The 24,354-nt window shown below is 47.2% G+C and carries 24 protein-coding genes; 17 read left to right on the top strand and 7 right to left on the bottom strand.

Going from position 1 to position 24,354, the window contains the following annotated elements; genetic code table 11:
* The first annotated feature begins 31 nt into the window (after positions 1-31).
* Positions 32-1,435 (top strand): PhoH family protein, encoded by a 1,404-nt coding sequence (locus BFR57_RS12065; RefSeq protein WP_071464226.1) that lies wholly within the window; start codon positions 32-34, stop codon positions 1,433-1,435.
* 1 nt (position 1,436) lies between these two features.
* Here the strand turns inward: BFR57_RS12065 and BFR57_RS12060 are convergent, their stop codons facing one another.
* The 6 genes from BFR57_RS12060 to BFR57_RS12035 form a co-directional block, all read right to left on the bottom strand.
* A complete protein-coding gene (locus BFR57_RS12060) occupies positions 1,437-2,435 on the bottom strand; it encodes a hypothetical protein (protein ID WP_071464225.1) in 999 nt (332 codons plus the stop codon).
* Complete coding sequence (locus BFR57_RS12055) at positions 2,435-2,725, bottom strand: hypothetical protein (protein WP_071464224.1); 291 nt, start codon at positions 2,723-2,725, stop codon at positions 2,435-2,437. The genes BFR57_RS12060 and BFR57_RS12055 overlap by 1 nt, the downstream gene beginning before the upstream one ends.
* Positions 2,726-2,791: 66 nt before the next feature.
* A complete protein-coding gene (gene ruvX / locus BFR57_RS12050; RefSeq protein ID WP_071464223.1) occupies positions 2,792-3,199 on the bottom strand; it encodes a Holliday junction resolvase RuvX in 408 nt (135 codons plus the stop codon).
* Positions 3,196-3,753, bottom strand: a complete 558-nt coding sequence (locus BFR57_RS12045; protein ID WP_071464222.1) for a YqgE/AlgH family protein — start codon at positions 3,751-3,753, stop codon at positions 3,196-3,198. Before BFR57_RS12045 ends, ruvX begins: the two co-directional genes overlap by 4 nt.
* Positions 3,754-3,804: 51 nt before the next feature.
* On the bottom strand, positions 3,805-4,755 hold the full coding sequence (gene gshB / locus BFR57_RS12040) for a glutathione synthase (RefSeq protein WP_071464221.1): 951 nt from the start codon (positions 4,753-4,755) through the stop codon (positions 3,805-3,807).
* Positions 4,756-4,766: 11 nt separating this feature from the next.
* Entirely contained in the window at positions 4,767-5,516 is a 750-nt protein-coding gene (locus tag BFR57_RS12035; RefSeq protein ID WP_071464220.1) for a 16S rRNA (uracil(1498)-N(3))-methyltransferase, read from the bottom strand.
* A 128-nt stretch (positions 5,517-5,644) separates the two neighbouring features.
* Between BFR57_RS12035 and metK the strand changes: the two genes are divergently transcribed.
* The 13 genes from metK (at position 5,645) to tgt (ending at position 19,790) form a co-directional block, all read left to right on the top strand.
* The gene (gene metK, locus BFR57_RS12030) at positions 5,645-6,790 is read left to right on the top strand and encodes a methionine adenosyltransferase (protein ID WP_071464219.1); all 1,146 of its coding nucleotides are present in this window, start codon (positions 5,645-5,647) and stop codon (positions 6,788-6,790) included.
* Between the two features lie 113 nt (positions 6,791-6,903).
* The gene (tkt, locus tag BFR57_RS12025) at positions 6,904-8,889 is read left to right on the top strand and encodes a transketolase (RefSeq protein WP_071464218.1); all 1,986 of its coding nucleotides are present in this window, start codon (positions 6,904-6,906) and stop codon (positions 8,887-8,889) included.
* Positions 8,890-8,901: 12 nt separating this feature from the next.
* Positions 8,902-9,912: an erythrose-4-phosphate dehydrogenase gene (gene epd, locus BFR57_RS12020; protein WP_071464217.1), complete on the top strand. Its 1,011-nt coding sequence runs from the start codon at positions 8,902-8,904 to the stop codon at positions 9,910-9,912.
* 32 nt (positions 9,913-9,944) lie between these two features.
* A complete protein-coding gene (locus BFR57_RS12015; protein ID WP_071464216.1) occupies positions 9,945-11,126 on the top strand; it encodes a phosphoglycerate kinase in 1,182 nt (393 codons plus the stop codon).
* Between the two features lie 28 nt (positions 11,127-11,154).
* Complete coding sequence (gene fba / locus BFR57_RS12010; protein ID WP_071464215.1) at positions 11,155-12,219, top strand: class II fructose-bisphosphate aldolase; 1,065 nt, start codon at positions 11,155-11,157, stop codon at positions 12,217-12,219.
* Positions 12,220-12,284: 65 nt separating this feature from the next.
* Positions 12,285-13,067, top strand: a complete 783-nt coding sequence (locus BFR57_RS12005; protein ID WP_071464214.1) for a YdiY family protein — start codon at positions 12,285-12,287, stop codon at positions 13,065-13,067.
* Between the two features lie 290 nt (positions 13,068-13,357).
* Entirely contained in the window at positions 13,358-14,038 is a 681-nt protein-coding gene (locus BFR57_RS12000) for a TIGR00153 family protein (RefSeq protein WP_006954248.1), read from the top strand.
* Between the two features lie 13 nt (positions 14,039-14,051).
* On the top strand, positions 14,052-15,320 hold the full coding sequence (locus tag BFR57_RS11995; RefSeq protein WP_071464213.1) for an inorganic phosphate transporter: 1,269 nt from the start codon (positions 14,052-14,054) through the stop codon (positions 15,318-15,320).
* 118 nt (positions 15,321-15,438) lie between these two features.
* Complete coding sequence (locus BFR57_RS11990; RefSeq protein WP_071464212.1) at positions 15,439-15,990, top strand: sigma-70 family RNA polymerase sigma factor; 552 nt, start codon at positions 15,439-15,441, stop codon at positions 15,988-15,990.
* Positions 15,983-16,609, top strand: coding sequence for a hypothetical protein (locus BFR57_RS11985; RefSeq protein ID WP_071464211.1), 627 nt, complete (start codon positions 15,983-15,985; stop codon positions 16,607-16,609). Before BFR57_RS11990 ends, BFR57_RS11985 begins: the two co-directional genes overlap by 8 nt.
* The gene (locus tag BFR57_RS11980) at positions 16,606-17,505 is read left to right on the top strand and encodes a hypothetical protein (protein WP_071464210.1); all 900 of its coding nucleotides are present in this window, start codon (positions 16,606-16,608) and stop codon (positions 17,503-17,505) included. The genes BFR57_RS11985 and BFR57_RS11980 overlap by 4 nt, the downstream gene beginning before the upstream one ends.
* Before the next feature lie 99 nt (positions 17,506-17,604).
* Positions 17,605-18,654 carry a tRNA preQ1(34) S-adenosylmethionine ribosyltransferase-isomerase QueA gene (gene queA, locus BFR57_RS11975; protein ID WP_071464209.1) on the top strand — a complete coding sequence of 350 codons (1,050 nt, stop codon included), beginning with the start codon at positions 17,605-17,607 and terminating at the stop codon, positions 18,652-18,654.
* A 20-nt stretch (positions 18,655-18,674) separates the two neighbouring features.
* Positions 18,675-19,790, top strand: coding sequence for a tRNA guanosine(34) transglycosylase Tgt (gene tgt, locus BFR57_RS11970; protein WP_071464287.1), 1,116 nt, complete (start codon positions 18,675-18,677; stop codon positions 19,788-19,790).
* Here the strand turns inward: tgt and BFR57_RS11965 are convergent.
* Positions 19,766-21,181, bottom strand: coding sequence for a serine/threonine-protein kinase (locus tag BFR57_RS11965; RefSeq protein ID WP_071464208.1), 1,416 nt, complete (start codon positions 21,179-21,181; stop codon positions 19,766-19,768). The genes tgt and BFR57_RS11965 overlap by 25 nt on opposite strands.
* Before the next feature lie 202 nt (positions 21,182-21,383).
* Between BFR57_RS11965 and BFR57_RS11960 the strand changes: the two genes are divergently transcribed.
* From BFR57_RS11960 to dnaG, 3 genes are all read left to right on the top strand, one after another.
* Positions 21,384-22,103, top strand: coding sequence for a PilZ domain-containing protein (locus BFR57_RS11960; protein ID WP_071464207.1), 720 nt, complete (start codon positions 21,384-21,386; stop codon positions 22,101-22,103).
* Between the two features lie 86 nt (positions 22,104-22,189).
* Complete coding sequence (gene rpsU / locus BFR57_RS11955) at positions 22,190-22,405, top strand: 30S ribosomal protein S21 (RefSeq protein WP_006954239.1); 216 nt, start codon at positions 22,190-22,192, stop codon at positions 22,403-22,405.
* Between the two features lie 140 nt (positions 22,406-22,545).
* The gene (gene dnaG, locus BFR57_RS11950) at positions 22,546-24,291 is read left to right on the top strand and encodes a DNA primase (RefSeq protein ID WP_071464206.1); all 1,746 of its coding nucleotides are present in this window, start codon (positions 22,546-22,548) and stop codon (positions 24,289-24,291) included.
* Positions 24,292-24,354 lie beyond the last annotated feature (63 nt).

Genomic DNA, 24,354 nt, shown 5'->3' with positions numbered 1-24,354 from the left:
TTTAATCAAACGATAACAAAAGGTGTACGCTATGACCGCAAATGTTAGTCAAACCTCCCAAGCTACTAAGTACTTCGTTTTAGATACCAATATCCTGTTGCATGATCCGCTAGCCTTTCTAAGCTTCGATGAGCATAACGTCGTTATTCCCATGGTCGTGTTAGAAGAGTTAGATAACATTAAGGATCGCAATAAAGACGTGAGCAGAGATGCGCGCGTCGCGATCCGATCACTGGAGGAGGTGCTGAAAGATGCAACACCTGAGCAAATTGTTGAAGGAGTACCACTGACGCAACTAAGTGGCGATCACCAAGCGAACGGTACACTCGCCATTTTTCCAGATTATGAGTTAGAGCAAAGCGCGTCGGCTTTGGCGTTGAACGAAAATGATCACCGCATCATTCAAGTGGCGTTAGAACTACAAATTAAGTTTGCGAGTAGTACCGTTACACTGGTGACTAAAGATATCAATATGCGCTTAAAGGCGAAGGGCGCGGGTGTAAAACACGTTGAGGATTATCGCACCGACCAATTAATTGATGACATTCGCCTACTCACAAAGGGCTTTTACCAGTTCGAAGGAGATTTTTGGCAGCAAGTAGGTGATGTCAGCACGTTGCAAGAGGGTCGAGATGCTTATCATACGGTCTCGCGCGAACACATGCCGCAAATCTTCTTTAACGAATACTTTATTGATGAAACAGAGCACTTCGCAGCCCGGGTGGATACCTTTGACGATACGTCTGTAACGCTGATGGACTTGGGTCATGAGCGTTTAATGGGCTATAGCGCCTGGGGAATTCATCCTAAGAATATTTATCAAGCGATGGCGATGCATGCTCTGCTTGATACGAGTTTAGACATGGTCATTCTGACCGGGCCGGCGGGTAGTGGTAAGACCTTGTTAGCGCTGGCTGCTGCCTTAGAAATGGTAGTCGAAAAGGGGATTTACGAGAAAATCATTGTTACGCGCAATACACCTGAAATTGCTGAGTCTATAGGCTTCTTGCCGGGTACCGAAGAAGAAAAAATGGCGCCTTGGTTATCGGCCATAACCGACTCGCTTGAAGTATTACATAAAAATGATGAAAGCATGGACTCGAGTCTTAATTACATTATGACGAAGGCGAATATCCAATTTAAATCATTAAACTTTATGCGAGGGCGGAGTATTCAAAATGCGGTGGTTATACTTGATGAAGCACAAAACTTAACTGCATCACAACTAAAAACCATTATTACTCGGTGTGGGGAGAATACAAAACTCGTTGTGTCAGGAAACTTAGCGCAGATTGATAGTTATTACTTAACTGCTGTCACCTCAGGACTCACCTTTATCGTGGAACGTTTTAAGGATTATCCAGGCAGCGCTACAATCAACTTAAACGGTGTGGTCAGAAGTAGTCTCGCTGAATACGCCGAAGAGCATTTGTAATTTAGTTAGCGGGTACCACGGTGTATTGCTGGGTATCAATAAGGAACTGAACATCGTTCGAGAGCTGTCCCGCAGGTGATACTGCGGGACCTGCGACATCTAGTAAGATAAACTCGGTACCATCGTGCGAGAGCTTAGCATCATTAGGCTGCTTTGCCATTTGGATGCCAAAAATGGCGTGCTTGGGTAAATACACAACGATCATTTTGGCTTGAGGGATGATTTGTCGAAGTAAGGCTAAGGTTAAGCTGACCTTGCTATCGCAGTCTCCACGATTATTGAGTAATAAGTGGTTGGGGGGAGTAAAGCCATCGCCGCGACTCGATAAGTCATCTTCTAAACTATCGTAAGGGATCGCTTGCACAAAATGAGCGACATAGTTTACATAACTGCGTCGGCTATTGTCTTTTAGTTGGTTGCCGATGGCGACAACGAGGCTGCTCAGTAGCGGTTGTGTTTGCTTAGCGATAGCAATGGCATCAGGGATGATACCTGTTTCTCCAGGCGGCAAGGTCAGTGAACGATAGGCGTTGGCAGACAGGTAATCTTGCCATTGCTCGGTAAAGAATCGTTGTGCTTTAGCGAGTTGTTGCTGATAGCGTTTTTCTAATTGTTCGTTTCGTGCTGTGCGGGCTTTTATGGTCATTTGCTCTTGTCGAGGAGAAAGAAAGGCTTGCACGCCATACCAACGTTGCCTTTGTATGTATTGATTCACTCGGTAGTTTAGCTCTCGCAGCGCGCGACGACGGTCGTAATTGCGAAACTTGGCAAAAGGGCGAATAAAAGCGTGTCGATCGACGTTGAAGGATAATGACGCGGTTTGATTATTAGGCACTCGCCATTGGTAATAAAAACTGAGTTCGCCTTCATTTGAGGACTTCTCAAAGCTTAACTGCTCAGCAAGTAAGGTGTGCGAATAGGATGCGCAGAGTATCGTCAAGAGAGCGAAAAGGATGCCGTGGGCAAACTCTGACACTCTCTTGCCAATACCGGTTTTCATTAGAACTTCATTTCAGTGATGGGGCTTTCTTGGAACTTCAGGTCAACCTGATACTCCACGCCGCCTGCTCTGATAAAAAAGTAGGTCTTGTCCCGCTTGAATATCTCTTGCAGAGAAATGACGCGCACGCCAGGTCGACGTTCGGCACCCCAGTCGCTCATCTCTACGCCAGAACGTGATACAAGGATATTTTTATAGCGGTCACCAGTGACTAGCAGCAACTTTTTGTTCTCGTTGCGCAATAAAATGGTATTACCTGTGACTGAAAATGGTTCTTCATTGCCTAGCACGACACTCTCCCAAGCCTTCTATTTTTAGTGATCACTATAACGAATTCTAATGATTTGGCAACATAGCTACTGTGAGCGTAAGTAGTCCTCAACGATGAGGAGGGCGGCTGCGCTATCCACTTTACCTTTTTCCAGACCACGGTAACCTTCGCGTTCAAACAACGCCTCTCGAGCGGCCGTGGAGGTCAGACGCTCGTCTTGAAAATCGACAGGGACATTAAAGCGTCCGTGAAGACGATTACCGAATTTTTTGGCGCGTTGCGTGAGCGGTTGCTCGGTGCCATCCATATTGAGCGGTAAACCAACGACAACCCGCTCAGGCTGCCATTCTTTTAGCAATTGTTCGACGACATTCCAATTGGGAATGCCGTCCTGTGCTTTTAGCGCTTTTAATATCGAAGCGGTTCCAGTTATCGACTGGCCGACTGCCACACCGATGCTCTTAGTGCCAAAATCAAATCCGATAATTGTCATGCGTGACCTACGTCCGGTCCTAGCTTCCAAATATCAAAGCCAAGCTGTTTGGTGGCCTTCTCCCATCGCTGGTTGATAGGGGTGTTAAACAGTATTTCGGGGTCGGCGGGTATCGCCAACCATGCGTTTTCGGCTAACTCTTGCTCTAGTTGTCCCGCTTCCCAGCCAGCGTATCCAAGCGTCAGTAGAAATTGTAACGGTGCTGCTGACGAACCTAAGGCCTCTAAAATATCACGTGAGGTGGTGACCATAATCTCATCACTCAACTTGAGGCTACTGCGCCAGTTTTGTTGTGGTGGGTGAATCACAAAGCCTCGCTCCTGACCCACCGGACCGCCTTGATAGACTGGACCTTTAAGACTATCTGCGCTATCCGGATAAACAATTTCAAGTTTGTCGAGCAACGAGTTAACCGTTAGCTCTGCAGGTTGATTAATGATCAGTCCCATCGCACCGTCTTCGTTGTGTTCGCAGATATAAGTCACGCTACGACGAAACAGCGGATCATTCATACTGGGTGTAGCAATTAAAAAATGATTTTGTAAGCTTTCCATAAAGCACTCCTCACTCACGATACGACTTATATCGGGGTTTATTCAGCAATTTCAACGACGCTGCTGCAGATCGTGCTCAATAGCTGCGAAGAGTTGCGCTGCTATATTGATGTCATAGGCGTTTTCGATCTCTCGCATACAAGTTGGACTCGTCACATTGATTTCTGTAATACGTTCACCAATGACATCGAGACCAACAAGATATAAACCTTTTTGTTTAAGTGTGGGACCGATAGCACGCGCAATGCGTTCGTCACTTTCGCTCAACGGTTGCGGACGCCCACTGCCGCCAGCCGCAAGGTTACCGCGTGTCTCACCAGCAGAAGGAATTCGAGCTAGTGCGTAAGGCACAGGTTCACCATTAATAATTAGAATCCGCTTATCGCCGTCTTTAATCTCTGGCAGATATTTTTGTGCCATGGCATAACGCTGACCTTTTTCGGTGAGTGTTTCGATGATGACACCTAAATTTGCACCGTCTTCGTTAACTTTAAATATCGATGCGCCACCCATCCCGTCTAGCGGTTTAAGTATGACGGTACCGTGCTTCTTATGAAACGCCTTAAGTTGCTCAGCATTGGCGGACACCAAACTATCGGTGATAAACTCAGGAAACCAACTGGTATAAAGCTTTTCATTACAATCTCGTAAGCTTTGCGGGTTATTCACTACCAGCGCACCTTCAGCTTGCGCCAAATCAAATATGTGCGTTGCATAGAGGAACTGACTATCAAACGGCGGGTCTTTGCGCATCATGATGACATCAAAGTCACCGAGCGGTAGCTTCTCAACATCACCTAACTGATAAAAGTCTGTCTTTTGATCTTTGACGGTGACCTTACGTGCCATCGCATAGGGGCGACCTGAATCAATAAGTAGATCGGCCATCTCAATATAGTAACTCTGGTAACCACGCGCTTGTGCTTCGAGCAAGAGTCGGAAGCTGGTATCCTTTTCAGTTTTTACGTGTGCGATGGGGTCCATAATCATGGCTAACTTCATAGCAGTATTCCTTATTCGTTGCTGGCGTTGAGATCACCAAGTTCATACTGGATGGCTGCTAAAGCGGTCATCGCAGCGGTTTCTGTTCGCAGAATACGTGGTCCTAAACGAATCGGTTTAAAGCTGTGGTTACGCGCGTGCTCCACTTCAACGTCAGTGAAGCCCCCTTCAGGACCGATAATCAATTGGATGCGTTGGTCTGTGCGGGCGCCTTGAATCTGATTGAGAGGTACCTGCGCATAGGGATCTAGGGTTAAGCGTAAACCGTCAAAAGGTGTCTGTACAAAGTCATCCACTGACACCGCGGGAAGCACCGTAGGGATATGGCTGCGACCCGACTGCTCACAAGCAGAAATGACAATTTTCTGCCATTGTTGCTGCTTCTTTTCGAGTCGGTCGCCGCTTAATTTTACGCCGCAACGCTCACTGAACAGCGGGGTGATGGCATTAACACCGAGTTCCACCGATTTCTGCAGTGCGAAGTCCATTCGGTCGCCCCGTGAAACGACCTGTCCTAAGTGAACATATAAAGGAGATTCGGTCGTATTAGGTTTTGCATCAGTAATTTCAACTTGCGCGCTTTTCTTGGCGACTGAAGTGAGTACCGCAGTGTAATTAAAATCATCGTTACAGAACAACTCGAGCGCTTGGCCCTCTTGCATACGAAGCACTTTTACTGTGTGCTGAAAGGCGTCGTCACTGAGTGAAACGGTGCTGTTGACCACGAGTGGCTCGGGATGAAAAATACGTGGAACTCTCATACGACTCAATTGATTCCTTGTTTATAAACAGACTTTTGGACGTCTAGAAGTAGAAATTTTTTTGTTGATCGGTTAAATTACGCCGTCAGTACTAGTTATTTTAATCAAAATAAAGGAATGGTAGGCATATGTCACGTCACCTATTTACTTCTGAATCGGTTTCAGAGGGCCATCCTGATAAAATTGCGGACCAGATTTCTGATGCCGTACTGGATGCAATTTTAGCAAAAGATATCCGCGCCCGTGTGGCGTGTGAAACCTATGTCAAAACTGGCATGGTATTAGTGGGCGGGGAAATATCCACTTCAGCTTGGGTCGATATTGAAGATTTAACCCGTCAAGCCATCCGTGATGTCGGATACACGCACTCGGACATGGGTTTTGATGCCAATTCCTGTGCGGTGTTGAACGCGATTGGAAAGCAGAGCCAAGACATTAATCAAGGTGTTGATCGTGAGTCGCCTGAAGCGCAAGGCGCAGGTGACCAGGGCTTGATGTTTGGCTATGCATCAAATGAGACGTCGGTATTGATGCCTGCCCCCATTACCTATGCCCACCGTATTGTTCAGCGCCAGTCAGAGATGCGTAAAAATGGCACCTTAGACTGGTTACGTCCTGATGCCAAAAGTCAGCTGACGTTTGTTTATGAGAACGGCAAACCAGTAGCGATTGATACGGTTGTCCTGTCTACCCAACATCGTGAAGACATTGACCAAGCCACACTGCGTGAAGCGGTGATGGAAGAGATCATTAAGCCAGTACTCCCAGAGCAATGGGTTAGCCGTGATACTAAGTTCCACATTAACCCAACCGGTCGATTCGTGATTGGTGGCCCGATGGGTGACTGTGGTTTGACGGGGCGCAAAATCATTGTGGATACTTACGGTGGTATGGCGCGCCACGGTGGCGGTGCGTTCTCGGGTAAAGATCCTTCGAAGGTTGACCGAAGTGCAGCGTACGCGGCACGTTATGTGGCCAAAAATCTAGTTGCTGCAGGTTTGGCGGAGCGCTGTGAAATCCAGATTTCGTACGCAATTGGCGTTGCCGAACCTACATCAATCAGTATCGAAACCTTCGGTACATCGCCACATAGTGAGGAAAAACTGATTGCGTTGGTGCGTCGTCATTTTGATTTACGTCCTTATGGGTTAATTCAAATGCTCGATTTGGAACGACCCATTTATCGTGCTACATCGACCTACGGGCACTTCGGTCGAGATGAATTTCCGTGGGAAAAAACAGATAAGGCCGATGCATTGAAGCAAGATATCTAATTTACGGGTGTTGAATTTTTCGCCCATAAATTTGCTTGAAGCCCCCGAATTGTGGACAATACGCGCACCAACTATGGTTCATCTAATTGCGTGTCACCAATCGGGGGTTTTTCATGTCTGAACGTCGTCATCTCGCCAACGCTATCCGTGCCTTAAGTATGGATGCAGTCCAACAAGCCAACTCAGGTCATCCTGGGGCACCAATGGGCATGGCAGATATCGCTGAAGTATTGTGGCGAGATTATTTAAAGCACAACCCAAATAACCCCAGTTGGGCCGATCGCGATCGCTTTGTGTTGTCAAACGGTCATGGCTCGATGCTCATTTACTCGTTGCTTCATTTAACCGGGTACGACCTAAGCATTGAAGACATCAAGCAATTCCGTCAGTTACATTCAAAAACTCCAGGCCACCCAGAGTATGGCTACACACCGGGTGTAGAGACAACGACAGGACCTTTGGGTCAAGGCGTCGCCAATGCGGTAGGTATGGCGTTAGCGGAAAAAACGCTGGCGGCACAGTTTAATCGCGATGAACATAATATAGTTGACCACTACACCTATACCTTCTTGGGTGATGGTTGCTTGATGGAAGGCATTTCCCACGAAGCGTGTTCATTGGCCGGCACATTAGGTTTGGGCAAGCTCATCGCTTTTTACGACGATAACGGTATTTCAATAGATGGTGAAGTTGAAGGCTGGTTTACGGACGATACTGCAAAACGTTTCGAGTCATATAACTGGCATGTAATCCGTGATGTTGATGGACATGATGCCGATGCTATTAAACAGGCGATTGAAAGCGCACGCAGCGAAACGCAGCGCCCGACATTGGTTATTTGTAAAACCGTAATTGGTTTTGGCTCGCCTAATAAGCAAGGACAAGAAAGTTGCCACGGTGCGCCATTAGGTGATGACGAAATTGCACTCGCTCGCAAGCAATTGAATTGGTCGTATGATCGCTTTGAAGTGCCTCAGGATGTTTACCAAGCGTGGGACGCTAAAGACAAGGGTGATGCGATTGAGGCCTCGTGGAATAAGCATTGGACCGCTTATGAACAGGCTTACCCAGAACTTGCAGCAGAGCTTAAACGTCGCTTAGCGGGTGAGTTGCCTGGCGACTTTGAAAGCGAGTTGCAGGCTTACATTGAGCAATTGCAAGCTAACCCTGAAAACCCCGCAACACGCAAAGCGTCGTTAAATGTATTGAATGAGGTGGGTCCGAAACTACCTGAACTGCTCGGTGGCTCGGCTGACTTAGCAGGGTCTAATCTAACCTTATGGCAGGGCGCTAAAGGTGTGACATCCGACGACGCGAGTGGAAACTATGTGTTCTACGGTGTGCGTGAGTTTGCGATGTCGGCGATAATGAACGGAATTACGCTGCATGGTGGCTTCAAGCCTTACGGTGCAACCTTCTTAATGTTTATGGAATATGCGCGCAACGCAGTGCGTATGGCCGCCTTAATGAAGCAGCCTTCGATTTTTGTTTACACCCACGACTCAATTGGTTTAGGTGAAGACGGACCGACTCACCAGCCTGTTGAGCAATTGGCTAATCTGCGCTTAACACCTAACCTCAATTGCTGGCGCCCGTGCGATGCCGTCGAAACCGCGGTTGCTTGGCGCAGTGCGTTGCAAAGCAACGATAAACCAACAGCATTGGTGTTTAGCCGTCAGGGCATGCAGCAACAAAATCGTGATAATGAACAATTGAATAACATTAGCCGTGGTGGTTATATTCTGAAAGATTGTGATGGCACACCAGACTGTATTTTGATCGCGACAGGCTCCGAGGTTGACTTAGCAGTTGCAGCACACGAGCAACTTTCTGCAAAAGAGATGAACGTGCGCGTAGTATCGATGCCATCCACGGATGTATTTGATGAGCAGGACGCCGAATACCGCGAGCACGTATTACCTTCAGCTGTGCGTAAGCGCGTTGCAGTTGAAGCCGGTATTGCTGATTATTGGCGTAAATACGTTGGCTTAGACGGCACTGTTATTGGCATGAACTCGTTTGGTGAGTCAGCTCCGGCTAAAGCACTTTTTGAACACTTTGATATTACCGTGGATGCGGTTGTTCGCGCGGCGAGCTAAACGAGGTTTCAATTGACGAAGAGAATCGCAATAAACGGTTTCGGCAGGATCGGGCGTAGTTTTCTACGCTCGTTCTATGAGCGTGGCTGGCAGCAACGCTTCAGTATTGTCTTGGTGAACGAGCCCGCGCCATCGGAGGCGATGGCGCACTTGTTGAAGTATGACTCATCTCATGGCCGCTTTCAGTTTCCAGTCACGTTGTCTGGTGATGACCTTACCGTTGCTGGTGATACGATTAAGTTGAGCCACGAAACCGAAATTGAGCGCGTTGACTGGCAAGCTCGAGGCGTTGATATCGTTGTTGATTGCACGGGTGTGTTTGGTAGCCATGCGGATGGAGAGCGCTATTTAGATGCGGGCGTTAGTCGGGTGTTGTTCTCGCAACCCGGCACGCCTGATATGGATGCGACCATCATTTTTGGCGTCAACCAAGATATATTGTTGCCTGAGCATCGCATCGTATCGAATGGTTCATGTACAACTAACTGCATCGTACCCGTGATTAAGTTACTCGACGATGCGTTTGGTATTGAGTCGGGGGCAGTCACGACGATTCATTCAGCCATGCACGATCAACAGGTGATAGATGCTTATCACCCCGACTTGCGTAGGACACGTGCCGCAGGGCGTTCAATCATTCCTGTCGACACTAAGCTGGCGCGTGGTATTGAGCGCATTTTGCCCCATTTGGAAGGACGCTTCGAAGCAATTGCTGTGCGAGTGCCTACCACGAATGTGACAGCAATGGACTTGAGTGTCACTTTACAAGCCGATGTGAACGGTGAGCAAGTCAATCGCTTGATTCAGGATGCCGCCTCCAATGGGCTGACGTCGATACTCGATTATACTGAGGAACCCTTGGTGTCGATCGACTTTAACCATGATCCACACTCGTGCATTGTTGATGGCACGCAAACCCGTGTGAGTCATCGTCGATTGGTGAAATTATTATGTTGGTGCGATAACGAGTGGGGTTTTGCCAACCGCTTGCTAGAAACGACTGAATTAATGACACAGCAATAACTGTATAGAACTCATATGAGTAAGGGGATTCAATGTCTGTCATAGCAATGACTGATTTGGACTTACAAAACAAGCGCGTATTGATACGAGAAGATTTAAACGTTCCTGTTAAAGACGGAAAAATCACCTCCGACGCGCGCTTAAGAGCTGCATTGCCGACTATCAAACTGGCACTGGAAAAAGGTGCAAAAGTGATGGTGATGTCGCATTTAGGACGCCCAACAGAGGGCGAGTACGAAGCGCAGTACTCAATGGCACCGGTAGCCGACTACTTGAATGAAGCACTCGAACAGCCTGTATCGTTAGCCAAAGAATATCTTGATGGTGTCGACGTCGCGCAAGGGCAAGTGGTGGTATTTGAGAATGTGCGCTTTAATAAAGGCGAGAAAAAGAACGACGATGCCCTAGCTCAACAGCTCGCGAATCTGTGTGATGTATTCGTAATGGATGCTTTTGGTACTGCGCACCGCGCGCAAGCATCGACGCATGGCGTCGCAAAGTACGCACCTATCGCATGTGCAGGCCCATTACTTGCCGCAGAACTTGATGCATTAGGCAAAGCTTTAGATAACCCTAAACGCCCTCTAGTCGCGATTGTGGGAGGCTCCAAGGTATCAACCAAACTGACCGTTTTGGAGTCACTATCTAAGGTTGTTGATCAGTTAATTGTGGGTGGTGGTATTGCCAATACCTTTATCGCCGCACAAGGCCATAATGTCGGAAAGTCTTTGTACGAGAAAGACTTAGTACCTGAGGCGCAACGGTTGATGGCTGCAGCCAAAGCAAAGAATGCAGAAATTCCGTTACCTGTTGATGTCGTTACTGGTCAAGAATTTAGTGCGGATACATTAGCCGAGACTAAACCCGTTGAAGCGATTAATGATTCCGACATGGTGTTTGACGTGGGTCCTGAAACTTCAGCTATGCTGGCGGAAAAGTTAAAAGCCGCTGGGACAATTGTCTGGAATGGTCCCGTAGGTGTTTTTGAATTTGAAGCATTTAGTAAAGGCACAGCCGCGATGGCTGACGCTATAGCGAATAGTAACGCATTTTCGATTGCAGGCGGTGGTGATACCTTGGCAGCAATTGATCAGTTCGGTATCGCTGATAAGATAAGTTATATATCTACTGGCGGGGGGGCCTTCCTTGAATTCTTGGAAGGTAAAAAGTTACCCGCAGTCGACATTTTAGAGCAGCGCGCAAAAGACGCATAAACGCACGCCGAAAACTAAGGAGAATTACATGGCCATTGTGTCACTGAGACAAGTACTCGATCACGCAGCAGAGAATGGATACGGTGTTCCTGCTTTTAACGTAAATAACTTGGAACAAATGCGTGCGATCATGCAGGCAGCGGATAAGACCAATAGTCCAGTTATCGTGCAAGCTTCGGCCGGTGCGCGTAAATATGCAGGTGCTCCATTTTTACGTCACCTGATAGAATCTGCCGTTGAAGAGTGGCCACATATTCCTGTGGTTGTGCATCAGGATCACGGTACTTCACCTGCAGTTTGTCAGCGCTCTATCCAATTAGGCTTTAGCTCAGTCATGATGGATGGCTCGTTACTTGATGATGGTAAAACGCCCGCAGATTATGACTATAATGTGCGTGTAACCAAGCAAACGGTTGAAATGGCACACGCTTGTGGTGTCTCTGTTGAAGGTGAGTTGGGCTGTTTGGGCTCACTTGAAACGGGCGAAGCGGGTGAAGAAGACGGCGTCGGTGCCGAAGGTAAGCTATCTCACGATCAGCTACTCACTGACCCTGAAGAGGCGGCGGCTTTTGTTGCGGCAACCGACGTGGATGCGCTAGCTATCGCATGTGGCACGTCGCACGGCGCATACAAGTTTACCCGTCCACCAACAGGTGACATTCTGTCTATTGACCGAATCAAAGAGATCCACCGTCGTATTCCTAATACGCACCTAGTTATGCACGGTTCATCTTCGGTACCGCAAGACTGGCTTCAGATCATCAACGAGTTCGGTGGTGAGATTCCAGAGACTTATGGTGTACCTGTTGAGCAAATCAAAGAAGGCATTAAGAACGGTGTTCGCAAGGTAAACATCGACACTGATCTTCGCTTGGCATCCACGGGCGCAGTACGTCGTCATTTGGCTGAAAACCCAAGCAACTTTGATCCGCGCAAGTATTTGCAAGCGGCTACAGATGCTATGCAGAAAATCTGTGAAGATCGTTACTTGGCATTCGGTTGCGAAGGACAGGCTGACAAGATCAAGCCAATTACGTTGGAAAAAATGTTCCAACTTTACGAAGCGGGTAGTTTGAAGGCTGTTGTAAAGTAACGTAAAGTAGAGTGATTACTCATGAACGAGCCGAGTGATCGGCTCGCTTTTTAAGCGGGGTTAATGTGCGTTTATCAGTTTTATTTGCAAGTTTGCTTTTACCGTTTGGCGTACAAGCGCAAACGTTTATGTTTGACGATGCCGAAGACATGGACACGACAACAGAAGAAGCATGGGAAGCCAGTGCTGAATTCGGTCTGTTGTTTACTACCGGTAACACCGAAACGGAGAGCTTAAAAGCTAAGCTTAATGTCGCTAAAGATATTAGGAACTGGCGTCATAAAGGTGTTTTGGATTACTACACGGCAGAGCAAGAAAACCAAGACACGGGTGAAACGACCGAAACAGCGGACCGTTTATTTCTCTCGGCTCAGTCAAACTACAAGTTTGACCCAGAGAGCAAGTCTTCTTTGTTTATTTTTGGCTCATATGAAGAAGATGTCTACAGTGGTTATGAATATCAAAGCACTGTCGCGGTGGGTTATGGTGCACGCTATCGCTACAGTGAAAACCTGTATGCAGACTACGAAATCGGTCCTGGTTACTCGCGTGTGAAGCCTGTCGATGAGAATCGCAATCCGCTTGAGGCCGAAGGCTCAGCAATTTTGCGTTTGGCAGGTAGTATGACTTGGGATATTTCTGAGAACTCGCGCTTCAATGCGCTAGTCTCGTCGGAAATTGGTGAGGACAACACTAAGAGCCGCGCCGAGGTCTCAATTTCATCAAACATCAATTCATCGCTTGCGCTGAAAGTGTCTGTTTCAGGTACGCACAACTCTGAAGTCGCCAGTGAGGATATTGAGAACTTAGATACAGAAACCGCGGTTACTATCGTCTACACGTTCTAAAAGCAAACTGATAAATGTTTATAAAAAACCCCTTGCAGTTTTACTGGAAGGGGTTTTGTCATATTAGTGTCATATTTTTGTAGTATATTTTCCACATAACGATAATTCGTCTACTTTGGAGACTAGGCGAGTAGACAATATCGTTGCTCAGCATAGTCGAGCTGTTGAATGAACAATACATTCAACGTCTGTTTAAATCGAGGCTATATCGGTTGTTAGCGGTTTTATTTAGGGGGCGATTTAGTTACTATTCGCGCCAGCTAACATCGGCTAAAATCCAAGGACCTGTTATGTCTGTAAATTCGTTTTTAGGTGTATTCGCAAAGTCACCTATTAAACCGATGATTGAACATATCGATGAAGTGCATCGTTGTGCGGAATCGTTGAAAGACTTCTTTCAAGCGGTTTATAAAGGCGACTGGGACGCTGCTGAAGAACAGCGCAAACGTATCGTAACGCTTGAACAAGCGGCGGATAAGCTAAAGCGTGATATCCGTTTAAACCTCCCTGGTGGACTCTTCATGCCGGTCGAGCGAACTGACTTGCTAGAGCTTGTGTCTCAGCAAGATCGTATCGCGAACAAGGCAAAAGATATCTCTGGTCTTATTACAGGCCGTCAACTGCAAATTCCTGCTCATTTAGTAGAAGGTTTTAACAGCTACTTAAATCGCTGTATTGACGCGGTTGCTAAAGCACGCGACACCATCGGAGAATTTGATGACCTGTTGGAAACGGGTTTCCGAGGCCGAGAGCGTACTTTGGTCGATAATTTCATTAAAGAGCTTGATGAAATCGAAGCAGATACTGACGAGCTACAAGTCAAATTGCGTCAGCAATTCCGTCAAGTTGAAAACGACATGAATCCGCTCGATGCAATGTTCTTGTATCGTATTCTCGATTGGGTAGGCGATCTAGCCGACCTATCTGAACGTGTAGGCGCACGCTTCGAATTGATGTTAGCGCGAGTCTAAACGGGAGCTCTCAATGGATATTATCAGTTCTTACGGCTTAATTCTGATTGTCATGGCCGGTATTTTCGGCTTCTTCATGGCATGGGGTGTGGGTGCTAACGACGTTGCAAACGCAATGGGAACCTCGGTAGGTTCTAAAGCCCTAACCATTAAACAAGCTATTTTAATCGCAATGGTGTTTGAGTTTGCCGGTGCCTACCTAGCCGGTGGCGAGGTGACCTCAACCATTCGTAAAGGCATCATCGATTCTGCTTACTTTGTCGACCAACCCGAATTGTTGGTGTTTGGTATGATTTCGGCATTGTTGGCCGCCGGTGTATGGCTATTGATTGCCTCTTTCCTTGGCTGGCCTGTTTCGACTACGCACTCGATTGTCGGTGCTATTGTCGGTTTTGCGGCAGTGGGTGTGAGTGTCGACGCGGTTTCGTGGGGTAAAGTAGGCGGTATCGTCGGAAGTTGGGTTATTACGCCAGCGATATCGGGTTTTATTGCCTACTTGATCTTCATGAGTGCACAAAAGTTGATTTTCGACCAAGAAAATCCATTAAAGCGTGCTAAACAGTATGTACCTTTTTACATGGGGTTAGCGGGCTTCGTGCTTTCACTGGTCACCATTAAGAAAGGTCTTAAGCACGTTGGCTTAGGCATGGGAACATTAGAAGGTTTTGCCTGGGCTATCGGTATTGCTGTAGTGGTATTCATTATCGGTAAAGTGGCTATTGGACGTCTTAAGTTCAAGGAATCTGCTGATAAAGACATGCACTATACGAACGTAGAGAAAGTGTTTGCGGTACTCATGGTCGTCACCGCATGTGCTATGGCTTTCGCCCACGGTTCAAACGATGTCGCTAATGCGATTGGCCCATTGGCTGCAGTCGTCAGTGTTGTTAGCAGCGGCGGTGAAATTTCTAGCCAAGCGCAACTGGCATGGTGGATCTTGCCACTCGGTGCATTTGGTATCGTTGCGGGTCTTGCAATGCTCGGTAAACGCGTTATTGCAACCATCGGTAAAGGCATCACGCACCTAACGCCTAGCCGCGGTTTCGCAGCAGAATTAGCAGCAGCATCAACGGTAGTACTGGCATCAGGTACAGGTTTGCCAATCTCAACGACACAAACCCTTGTTGGTGCTGTGTTGGGTGTGGGCATGGCGCGTGGTATCGCCGCATTGAACCTAGGTGTTGTGCGCAATATCGTGGTGTCGTGGGTCGTTACCCTGCCTGCGGGGGCGATTATGTCCATCATGTTCTTCTACATGTTGAAAGGCATCTTCGCCGCTTAATCAGAGCATACTCCGAGAAAAAGGCTCGCCAATTGGCGAGCTTTTTTTTTGCTTTCTTTCAAACTTTTTTCCAGTCACTATCGACTTAGTTAGCAAACAATAGGCAACGGAAATTCGAGTGTTTACAAAAAGCGATAAAAAGCTCGTCAGTCAAGCGCTCAAGGGCAATCAAACGGCATGGGTAGATTTAGTAAAGCGATACGAAAAGCTCGTTTATCACTATGGCATACGCATGTTACCGAGCCCCGATGATGCGTTCGATCTCTTGCAAGATACATTTAGCAGCGTGTTTCGTAGTCTGAGTGACTGGAATCAAGACGATAAGTTTAAACCTTGGTTAATGACTATCGCGCATCGGCGCTGTGTCGAATTTTATCGACGTAGGCGACCCGAAATAGCAAACGATGAGGCACAGCACGAGTTAATAGATGAATCGGCTTTTACACAGCCGGAGGTGCGGTTGAGCGATTCACAGCAGCAAACTGCGTTGATCAGAGCAATCAGAACCTTGCCACTACCTCAACGCATGGTGGTTGAGTTGAAATTCTTTCAACACCTTACCACCCGGGCTATCGCGGATCAGTTGCAAGAATCGGAGAATACAATCAAGTCACGATTGTATAGTGGAGTCGAGAAGTTAAAGCGTGAGCTGGAGGTGGTTAATGGCTAATCACGACAAAAACTATGAACTAGTGTTCAGTCAGTGGCTAAACGGAGAATTGTCAGCGTCCGATGAACATGAACTGGAGGCACAATTGGCCGACCAAGCGCCAGAGCTCTATGAACGCATGCAGTCAGTGCGATGGATGCAACAGCAAGCCAATAGTTATCAAAGTAATGAAGTGCCACATTGGAATAGAGCAGCGGCTGGACCACAACCGAAGACTCATCGTTGGGCCAATCCCTGGAGCTTTGCGGCATTTGCTTGCTCTTGCGCAGCGTTGGCAGTGCTATCTGTATTCGTGATGAAACAGCAGTTAACAGCGCAGTTTGATGCACGAGTTGCAGCGGTTGTTGATGAAAAGCTGACGGTATTCGAACAGCAACAAAATATTGCTCTTGCTAAGCAAGAGAAGGCGCTAAGAGCAAACTTTAGAGAACAGCTGTCAACATCAACCGCGCAGCTGGCTACCTATATTATGGCGACCAACCGTGCCGAGCGGAAGGATGACATGAGTCAACTGGTTGAGTACGTAAATGAGACACGCAGTGAAGATCTCAACTTTTACACTGCACAATTGCGCCAAGTCGCACAGAAACCGATTCTATTAAAAGAGGAGAATCAATGATGAAACGTTGGTTACTATCACTCAGTATTGCCAGTGCGCTGATGCTGCCAAGCGCATCTGCAGTTGCTCAACAAGCTGAGCATCAGGGTCTTAAAAATCAAATTGAGATCTTTAAGGACATTCTTACAACCGCTGCAAAGCAGCAAGCCGGTGAGGAAAACTCCCGACTTGAAGATGTTGAGTTTACCTATCTTAAGGGACAAGGCGTGGTGTTTTTCGTTCGCTCCGCACGGATGCCGTGGCGCTTTGTTGCACCTGATGTGCCAGAGCCGCCACTGCCACCTGAAATGCCCGAGATGAGTGGTTTTGCCAAAGATCTGCAGCTTGATCGAGTGGTAGAGGAAGGCTTGCGCACAGCGCATCGCGTACTGAGTCAGTTCAGTGGTGAGTATTCTGACGAATGGTTTGAACTGGTTGAACAAAAACGAGAGCTTGCATGGGAGGCACGGGATCTCAATCGCGAAATGCGAGACATCGAGTTTCAACGTGATATGCAGGATAAGGATGCATCGAACGACACCATAGAACAACGCGAAAAAGAACTTGAGGCAAGGCTAGCTGAATTGAAAGAAAAGCAAGCTCAGCTAGACGTTGAGTTGGCAGAAATGAAAAAAACGTTGAAAGCGAAACAGGATAAAGTGCGTAAAGAACGTCTACTCACTCAAGAGAAAAGTATCGAGGCGATTGAAAACGTGTTCTCGAATGTGCTTTGCGATTACGGTATTACTTTAAAATCGTTGCCGGATGATGAACAGGTTAGCTTAGTGATACGCGATGCTTCGATGAACAAAGATAAACGTTTAGACAATGTATACGTTTTTGATAAGTCAGCTATTAATAGCTGTGATAGCCAGGCTGACGAACTGTTGAAGCAAGCACAAAAATATAAGTTCTAAAGGTGTTCTTTGCTTAATCTCCTTTGAGGCAGCCGTGACAGGCTGCCTTGTTTCGAGTAAAATTCGCGCACTGAAAGTAAACAGCGGATTTTATTTAACATGTCATATGCGTCAGACGGGTTAAAAGTCAGCGACTTTAGCTTTGACTTGCCCGACGAACTCATCGCTCGATATCCACAACAACAGCGTACCGCCAGCCGAATGCTGCGAATTTCTGCTGAGGATGACCGCATTGAACACGGTCAATTCACGGATATTGTGGATCAATTAGAAGCGGGTGATTTACTCGTATTCAACGACACGCGCGTGATCCCTGCTCGTCTGTTAGGCGAGAAGACGTCGGGTGGTAAAGTTGAAGTGCTTGTTGAGCGCATGTTAGATGACAGTCGGGTTTTAGCGCATGTGAGAGCCAATCGCGCACCTAAGCCAGGTGCCGAGTTTTTACTCGAAGGATCGGTAAAAGCTACGATGTTGGCACGCCACGATGCGTTGTTTGAGCTTGAGTTTAATCATCAGGAAACCGTTCTCGAGTTACTCGAAGCCCACGGTCATATGCCCCTCCCACCCTATATCGATCGTCCGGACGAAGAATCTGATAAAGAGCGTTATCAAACCGTTTATAACCGAGAGCCAGGTGCAGTGGCTGCTCCAACGGCTGGACTGCACTTTGATGACGCCATTTTGCAGCAGCTAAAAGATAAAGGCGTCGAATTCGGTTATGTGACTTTGCATGTTGGGGCAGGAACGTTCCAACCTGTGCGTGTCGACTCGATTGAAGAACACGTTATGCATAGCGAGTATGCCAAAGTCGATGCGAAGGTATGCGACCAAATTAAAAAGGTGAAGCAAGCGGGTAAACGTGTAATTGCTGTAGGCACTACGTCGGTGCGTTCACTTGAGTCGGCGGCGCAAGCTACTGACGAACTTATTGCTCCATTTTTTGATGATACAGATATCTTTATTTATCCCGGTTATGAATTTAAGGTCATTGATGGCTTGGTAACAAACTTTCATCTACCTGAATCCACCTTGATCATGTTGGTATCCGCATTTGCCGGTAAAGAACTGATTATGAACGCCTATCAACAGGCGATTGAGGAAAAATATCGCTTTTTTAGTTACGGCGATTCGATGCTAATTTTACGATAAGAATTGAGACTGTAGTAATGATGAAATTTGAATTAGATACAACGCACGGCCGAGCGCGACGTGGACGCATGGTATTTGAGCGCGGCACGGTTGAGACGCCGGCATTTATGCCCGTCGGCACATTAGGCACCATTAAAGGTATGACGCCTGAGGAAGTCGAGGCGACCGGTGCGCAGATTTGCTTGGGTAACACGTTCCACTTGATGCTCCGCCCAGGTACATCAGTGATTCAGCAGCATGGTGACCTCCACGATTTTATGAACTGGGATAAGCCCATTTTAACGGACTCCGGTGGCTTTCAGGTCTTTAGTTTAGGTGAATTGCGCAAAATCGATGAAGAGGGTGTGACTTTCCGTTCGCCCATCAACGGCGAGAAAATCTTGCTAACGCCGGAAAAATCCATGCAAGTTCAGCGCGAGTTGGGCTCTGATATTGTCATGATCTTTGACGAGTGTACGCCTTATCCAGCCACTCAAGCAGAGGCGCGTAAATCAATGGAGCTGTCTTTGCGTTGGGCTCAACGTTCGAAAGATGCGCATGAAGGCAATGATGCTGCGTTATTTGGTATTATCCAAGGCGGAATGTACGAAGAATTACGTGATATTTCGTTGGAAGGACTCACGGATATCGGTTTTGATGGTTATGCGGTCGGCGGTCTTTCCGTCGGTGAGCCTAAAGAAGATATGATGCGCATTCTTGAGCACACTGCACCGCAGATGCCTGAGCACAAGCCGCGCTATTTAATGGGCGTTGGTAAACCAGAAGATTTGGTTGAGTCAGTACGTCGCGGTATTGATATGTTTGATTGTGTGATGCCGACCCGAAACGCGCGCAATGGCCACCTGTTTGTTTCTAACGGTGTGATTAAAATCCGTAATGCGGTTCATCGCAATGATACCTCGCCACTTGATGAGCAGTGTGACTGCTACACCTGTAAAAACTACTCTCGGGCGTACCTCCATCATTTAGACCGCACCAATGAAATGCTAGGTGCACGTCTTAATACGATCCATAACTTGCATTTTTACCAACGCGTAATGCAAGACATGCGTGACGCACTTGATGCCGGTACGTTTGATGAGTATGTCGCTGCGTTTTACGCTGCGCGTGGTCAATCAGTTCCAGTGTTAGACTGATCGTATAGCTTGTCGACAAATGCCCGCACCTCTTTTGAGTCGGGCTTCATTGCGAGTGCGTTAGTAGCGGCTCGCAATGCCTCACGCTCCCACATTTCAGCTTCTGCGGATTTCTCTTGATGTAACAAGGTCAGCTGGTGATAGAGTCTAGCTAACGCCAAATGATACTTCGCCGTTCTTTCTTCAGGCACTTCGCTCTCTAAGTAAGTCGTCGTTTCAAGCAACAATGCCATCATTTCGGAGCGACTCAGCAATGGCTTAATAGCGACCAATAGCTCTGTCATTTCGGCTGCAACCGACGTACTGTGCTGCTGTTCTTTAAAAGAGCTTTTAAAGTAGTTTAGTGCGACCAGTGATTGCTGTTTTGCACGCTCTAACTGATTATTTTTTATAAGTTCACGCGCATAATGGCTATGGGCGAGCGCTTGTTCTATTTTGCTACCGACTTCGAGCTCTTCGATGCTTTTTGATGAGGCATTGTCGGCAAAATGGAAATGAATGACGCCGATCGCAATTGTCGTCATGACGGCTGAAGCAAGTAGCGTAATGGCGCCAGGCACTAGCCATGGAAAACGCCGGAACCGGTAATCGGTTAACTGCTGTACGAGTAACTGGGCGCTACTAGTGCGATCGTTTGGGTCACGGTGCAAACAATTAATAATAATACCACGCAGCCGACGAGGACACCGATCAGCGTAATGCTTTAATTGTCTGTGCGGCTCGTCCGATGGCGCCTGTCCCGTTACAAGAAAAAATAATAGGGCACCGAGTCCGTATATATCAACAGCTTTTGAACGGCCCGGTTCGGTCCCGTTATCGCGTTGTTCGGGCGCAGAAAACAGAGGGCTTACCCCAAAGCCTTTATGACGGTTAGATGAAGCACGGCCAGCAATGCTTAAGTCAATTAACGTAGGTATAGATTCGTCGCTAGAATCATATTTAACAATAACATTGGTCGGGTTAATATCATTATGAATCAGGCCTTCGTTGTGCATGTGACTTACGCCCTCAGCCAACTGCACCACCAGCTTGACCGCGTCGTTGATACTCAGTTGACCTGCCAGTTCGGTAACACGTGGCCCCTCGATGAGCTCCATGACCATATAGAGTGATGAATGATCTTCAGATGGCTCACCGACGTCATAAACGCCACATAAGGAAGGGTGATTAAGTTTTGCAAGTGCGCGAGCCTCGGCAACGAGTCGTTGTCGCGACAGAAAAGTCGGATTTTTGATGAACTTAATCGCGACCATGCGCTGAAGCAACTCGTCCCAAGCTTTAAAAACGACACCACTCCCGCCGCTACCCAAAAAGTCGCGGCAGCGGAAACGCTCCGGAATTGAGTACGGGAATTGTAGTCCGTTTTTATTATTGGTCGAGGCTTCGTCCAAATCAAAAGTCCTTAATCTATTTGGGGTTACCTGTTTTGAGTGTACAGACAGAAATACAAGCCGGGCAATCAGAGACGGTTACTTGACGTGTGTTATAGTCTATTGGCGTTAATTGACGTCAGAAAAATTAAATGCACGTTTAGCTTAACAATTGCTCACTTTTAGCTATGCTGACTGCATAACAATAAAAACGAAAATTATTATGTTAGATACTATAAGTCATAGAATTGTGCCCAGCTATAAGCAGAGCGTTGAAATCAGCGGCACGCTTGCGGGCGAACCGTTCGCATTTTCGGTTACGCTGTTGGGACAACGATACCCCCATTACCTCATTTTAGGCTTGGGTCATCAAGCTCGATGGGAGACGGTACTACCCGCCGTTAAAGAGTGTGAAAGCCTACGTCTCAAACTGGTTTCTGATCAGGGTGAAATGATAGCAGCGCGTGTTCGCCTCATTCATGCTAGCCATTTTCCTGAAAAGCTATTATTCGTTAGTTATCCCGAACAAGGTGTTGTGCGACCTCTACGCCACTCTCCACGTATAGTTACTGACCATCCAGCCCAATTGCAGGTAGCGAACTACTTCCCTTATATCCATGGAAAGGTCGTTGATATTGGACGAGGTGGCGTTGGTTTTGAAACGCACCAACAGTTACCCAGTTTAATGAGTGACCTTCAGGATCGCGATGTTAAGTTACACTTAAGTGACGACGACACCCATGATTTTGAATTGAGTGGCCGTATCCGATTGTTAAAAGAGCATCGCCCCAACGTATGGCATGTTGGTATCAAATGTGAGCTCAGTTCAGCGGAGTGTGAATCCATCCTACTGCGCTTAGCAACTCATCGTAACGCGATCGATCGTGTGATCAAAAATGATCATTCCCATGAATCGTGTTCGAATAACACTTTACAAGTTTAGTTTCACTCGGTACAATTCACCACCAATTGAACCCTAGCGGTTATTTTTTAAACAACATAGATAATTTTTTCCGAGGTGATGTTTTAATGCCAGTCGTTAAAGTGAAAGAAAACGAGCCGTTTGACGTAGCACTGCGTCGCTTTAAGCGCTCTTGTGAAAAAGCAGGTGTTCTGTCTGAAGTTCGTCGTCGCGAACATTATGAAAAACCAACAGCAGAACGTAAGCGCAAAAAAGCTGCAGCAGTTAAGCGTCATGCCAAGAAATTGGCTCGCGAAAACGCGCGTCGCACTCGTTTGTACTAAGATACACGAGTAGCAGACAGCGATATTCACTTTTCGCAGCTTGCACTTAAACTTAATTCGTTAAGTTACGTGTTGGAAGCCGTGTCCTACGAGACGCGGCTTTCGTGTTTGTAGACGAAGATAAAAGATAAGTTGAGGGCATGGCAGGACTCATTCCGAAAAGCTTCATCCACGACCTACTTGAACGAGCTGATATCGTCGAAGTAGTGGATAGCCGTGTACCTCTGAAAAAAGCAGGTAAGAACCATCAGGCCTGTTGCCCCTTTCATAATGAAAAAACACCTTCGTTTACAGTCAGTGCTGACAAGCAGTTCTATCACTGTTTTGGTTGCGGTGCGCACGGTAACGCGATTGACTTCATCATGGAGTTTGATGGTTTAAACTTTCCAGATGCAATCGAAGAGTTAGCGTCAAGTCTGGGGGTGCAAGTGCCTCGAGAAGAAGGTCAAGACCCGCAGAAGCAGCATCAACAACAGGCACAACTGAAAAACGATACGGAGCTGATGGCTCAAACTACGCGTTTTTTTCAGCACCAATTGAAGCACCACGCTAATTCAGAAAAAGTGATTAATTACTTAAAGCAGCGTGGTCTATCGGGCGATATCGTCAAACGCTTTCAAATTGGCTACGCCCCCGATGCTTGGGATGGTCTTCTAAGTGCGCTCGGTAGCCAGTCGCGCGCAAGACAACAATTAATCGATCTCAAATTAGTGAATGTTAATGATCAAGGACGAAAATTTGATTTTTTCCGCGATCGTGTGATGTTCCCTATTCATGATCGGCGAGGTCGCGTTGTTGGTTTTGGTGGGCGTGTCATTGATAGCGATGGCCCGAAATACCTTAATTCGCCTGAGACACGGCTGTTCCATAAAGGACAAGAGCTTTACGGCTTTTGGAATATGCAGCAGCAGCTACGTCGACCTGAACAAATTTGTATTGTTGAAGGTTACATGGATGTTGTTGCACTCGCGCAAGCTGGGATCGACTATGCGGTTGCGTCACTCGGAACCGCGACCACCACTGAACAATTACAGCGTTTGTTCCGTACATCAAATAGAGTGGTGTGCTGTTATGACGGTGACCGAGCAGGGCGCGATGCGGCTTGGCGGGCACTAGAAAATGCATTGCCGCTATTAAAAGATGGCATTGACCTGAGTTTCTTATTTTTACCGGAGGGTGACGACCCCGACTCAGTTGTTCAGCGGGATGGAAAAGAGGGCTTTGAGCGTTATTTGAAAAAGGCTAAATCGTTTGTCGATTACTTCTTTGAACACCTCGCTGAAGATGTGGATGTGAACACGGAGTCAGGTCGCTCGGCTTTACTGAGCGAAGCAAAGCCGCGCATTGAACGCATTGCCAGTGATTTTTATCGCGAGTCACTGATGCAAAAGCTGGCGCAATTGCTGAGGCGAGAAACATCGCAATTGGAACGCTACGTTGACACACCACAACAACGTAAGGCGAAACCTGAAGCGATAAAAATGACGCCTTTGCGGCGTGCGGTTGCATTGATCGTCCAGTATCCGCAGCTCGCAAAGGCAGTGCCAGTTAAAACTGAGCTGGGTGAGCTAAAACTGCCAGGCATGGATTTATTTATGGCATTGCATCAACAGTGTAACGAACGCGATATGACCACTGCGCAGGTGTTAGAGCATTGGCGCGACACGCCCTATCAAAAGGCGTTAGAGAAACTAGCCGTTTGGCAGCATGGTCTTGATGAACATAATATGGAGCAGGAGTTTAAGGATATCTTTGTTTATTTAATTGACCAGTATGTTGAACAAAGAGCCGATGAACTCCTCAAAAAGGGGCAGCAGTCGCCCTTGAATAAAGCGGAAAAGCAAGAATATTTAATGCTGGTGAAGCATTTAAGAACACGTAACTGACTCGGCTATAATCAGCGTTTTGGTAGCTTAAAATTAGCCATTATGCTATAGTTTAAGGTCATT

The sequence above is a fragment of the Idiomarina sp. MD25a genome, assembly GCF_001870515.1.
Classification (GTDB): domain Bacteria; phylum Pseudomonadota; class Gammaproteobacteria; order Enterobacterales; family Alteromonadaceae; genus Idiomarina.
This window is presented reverse-complemented; position numbering and strand designations above follow the sequence as displayed.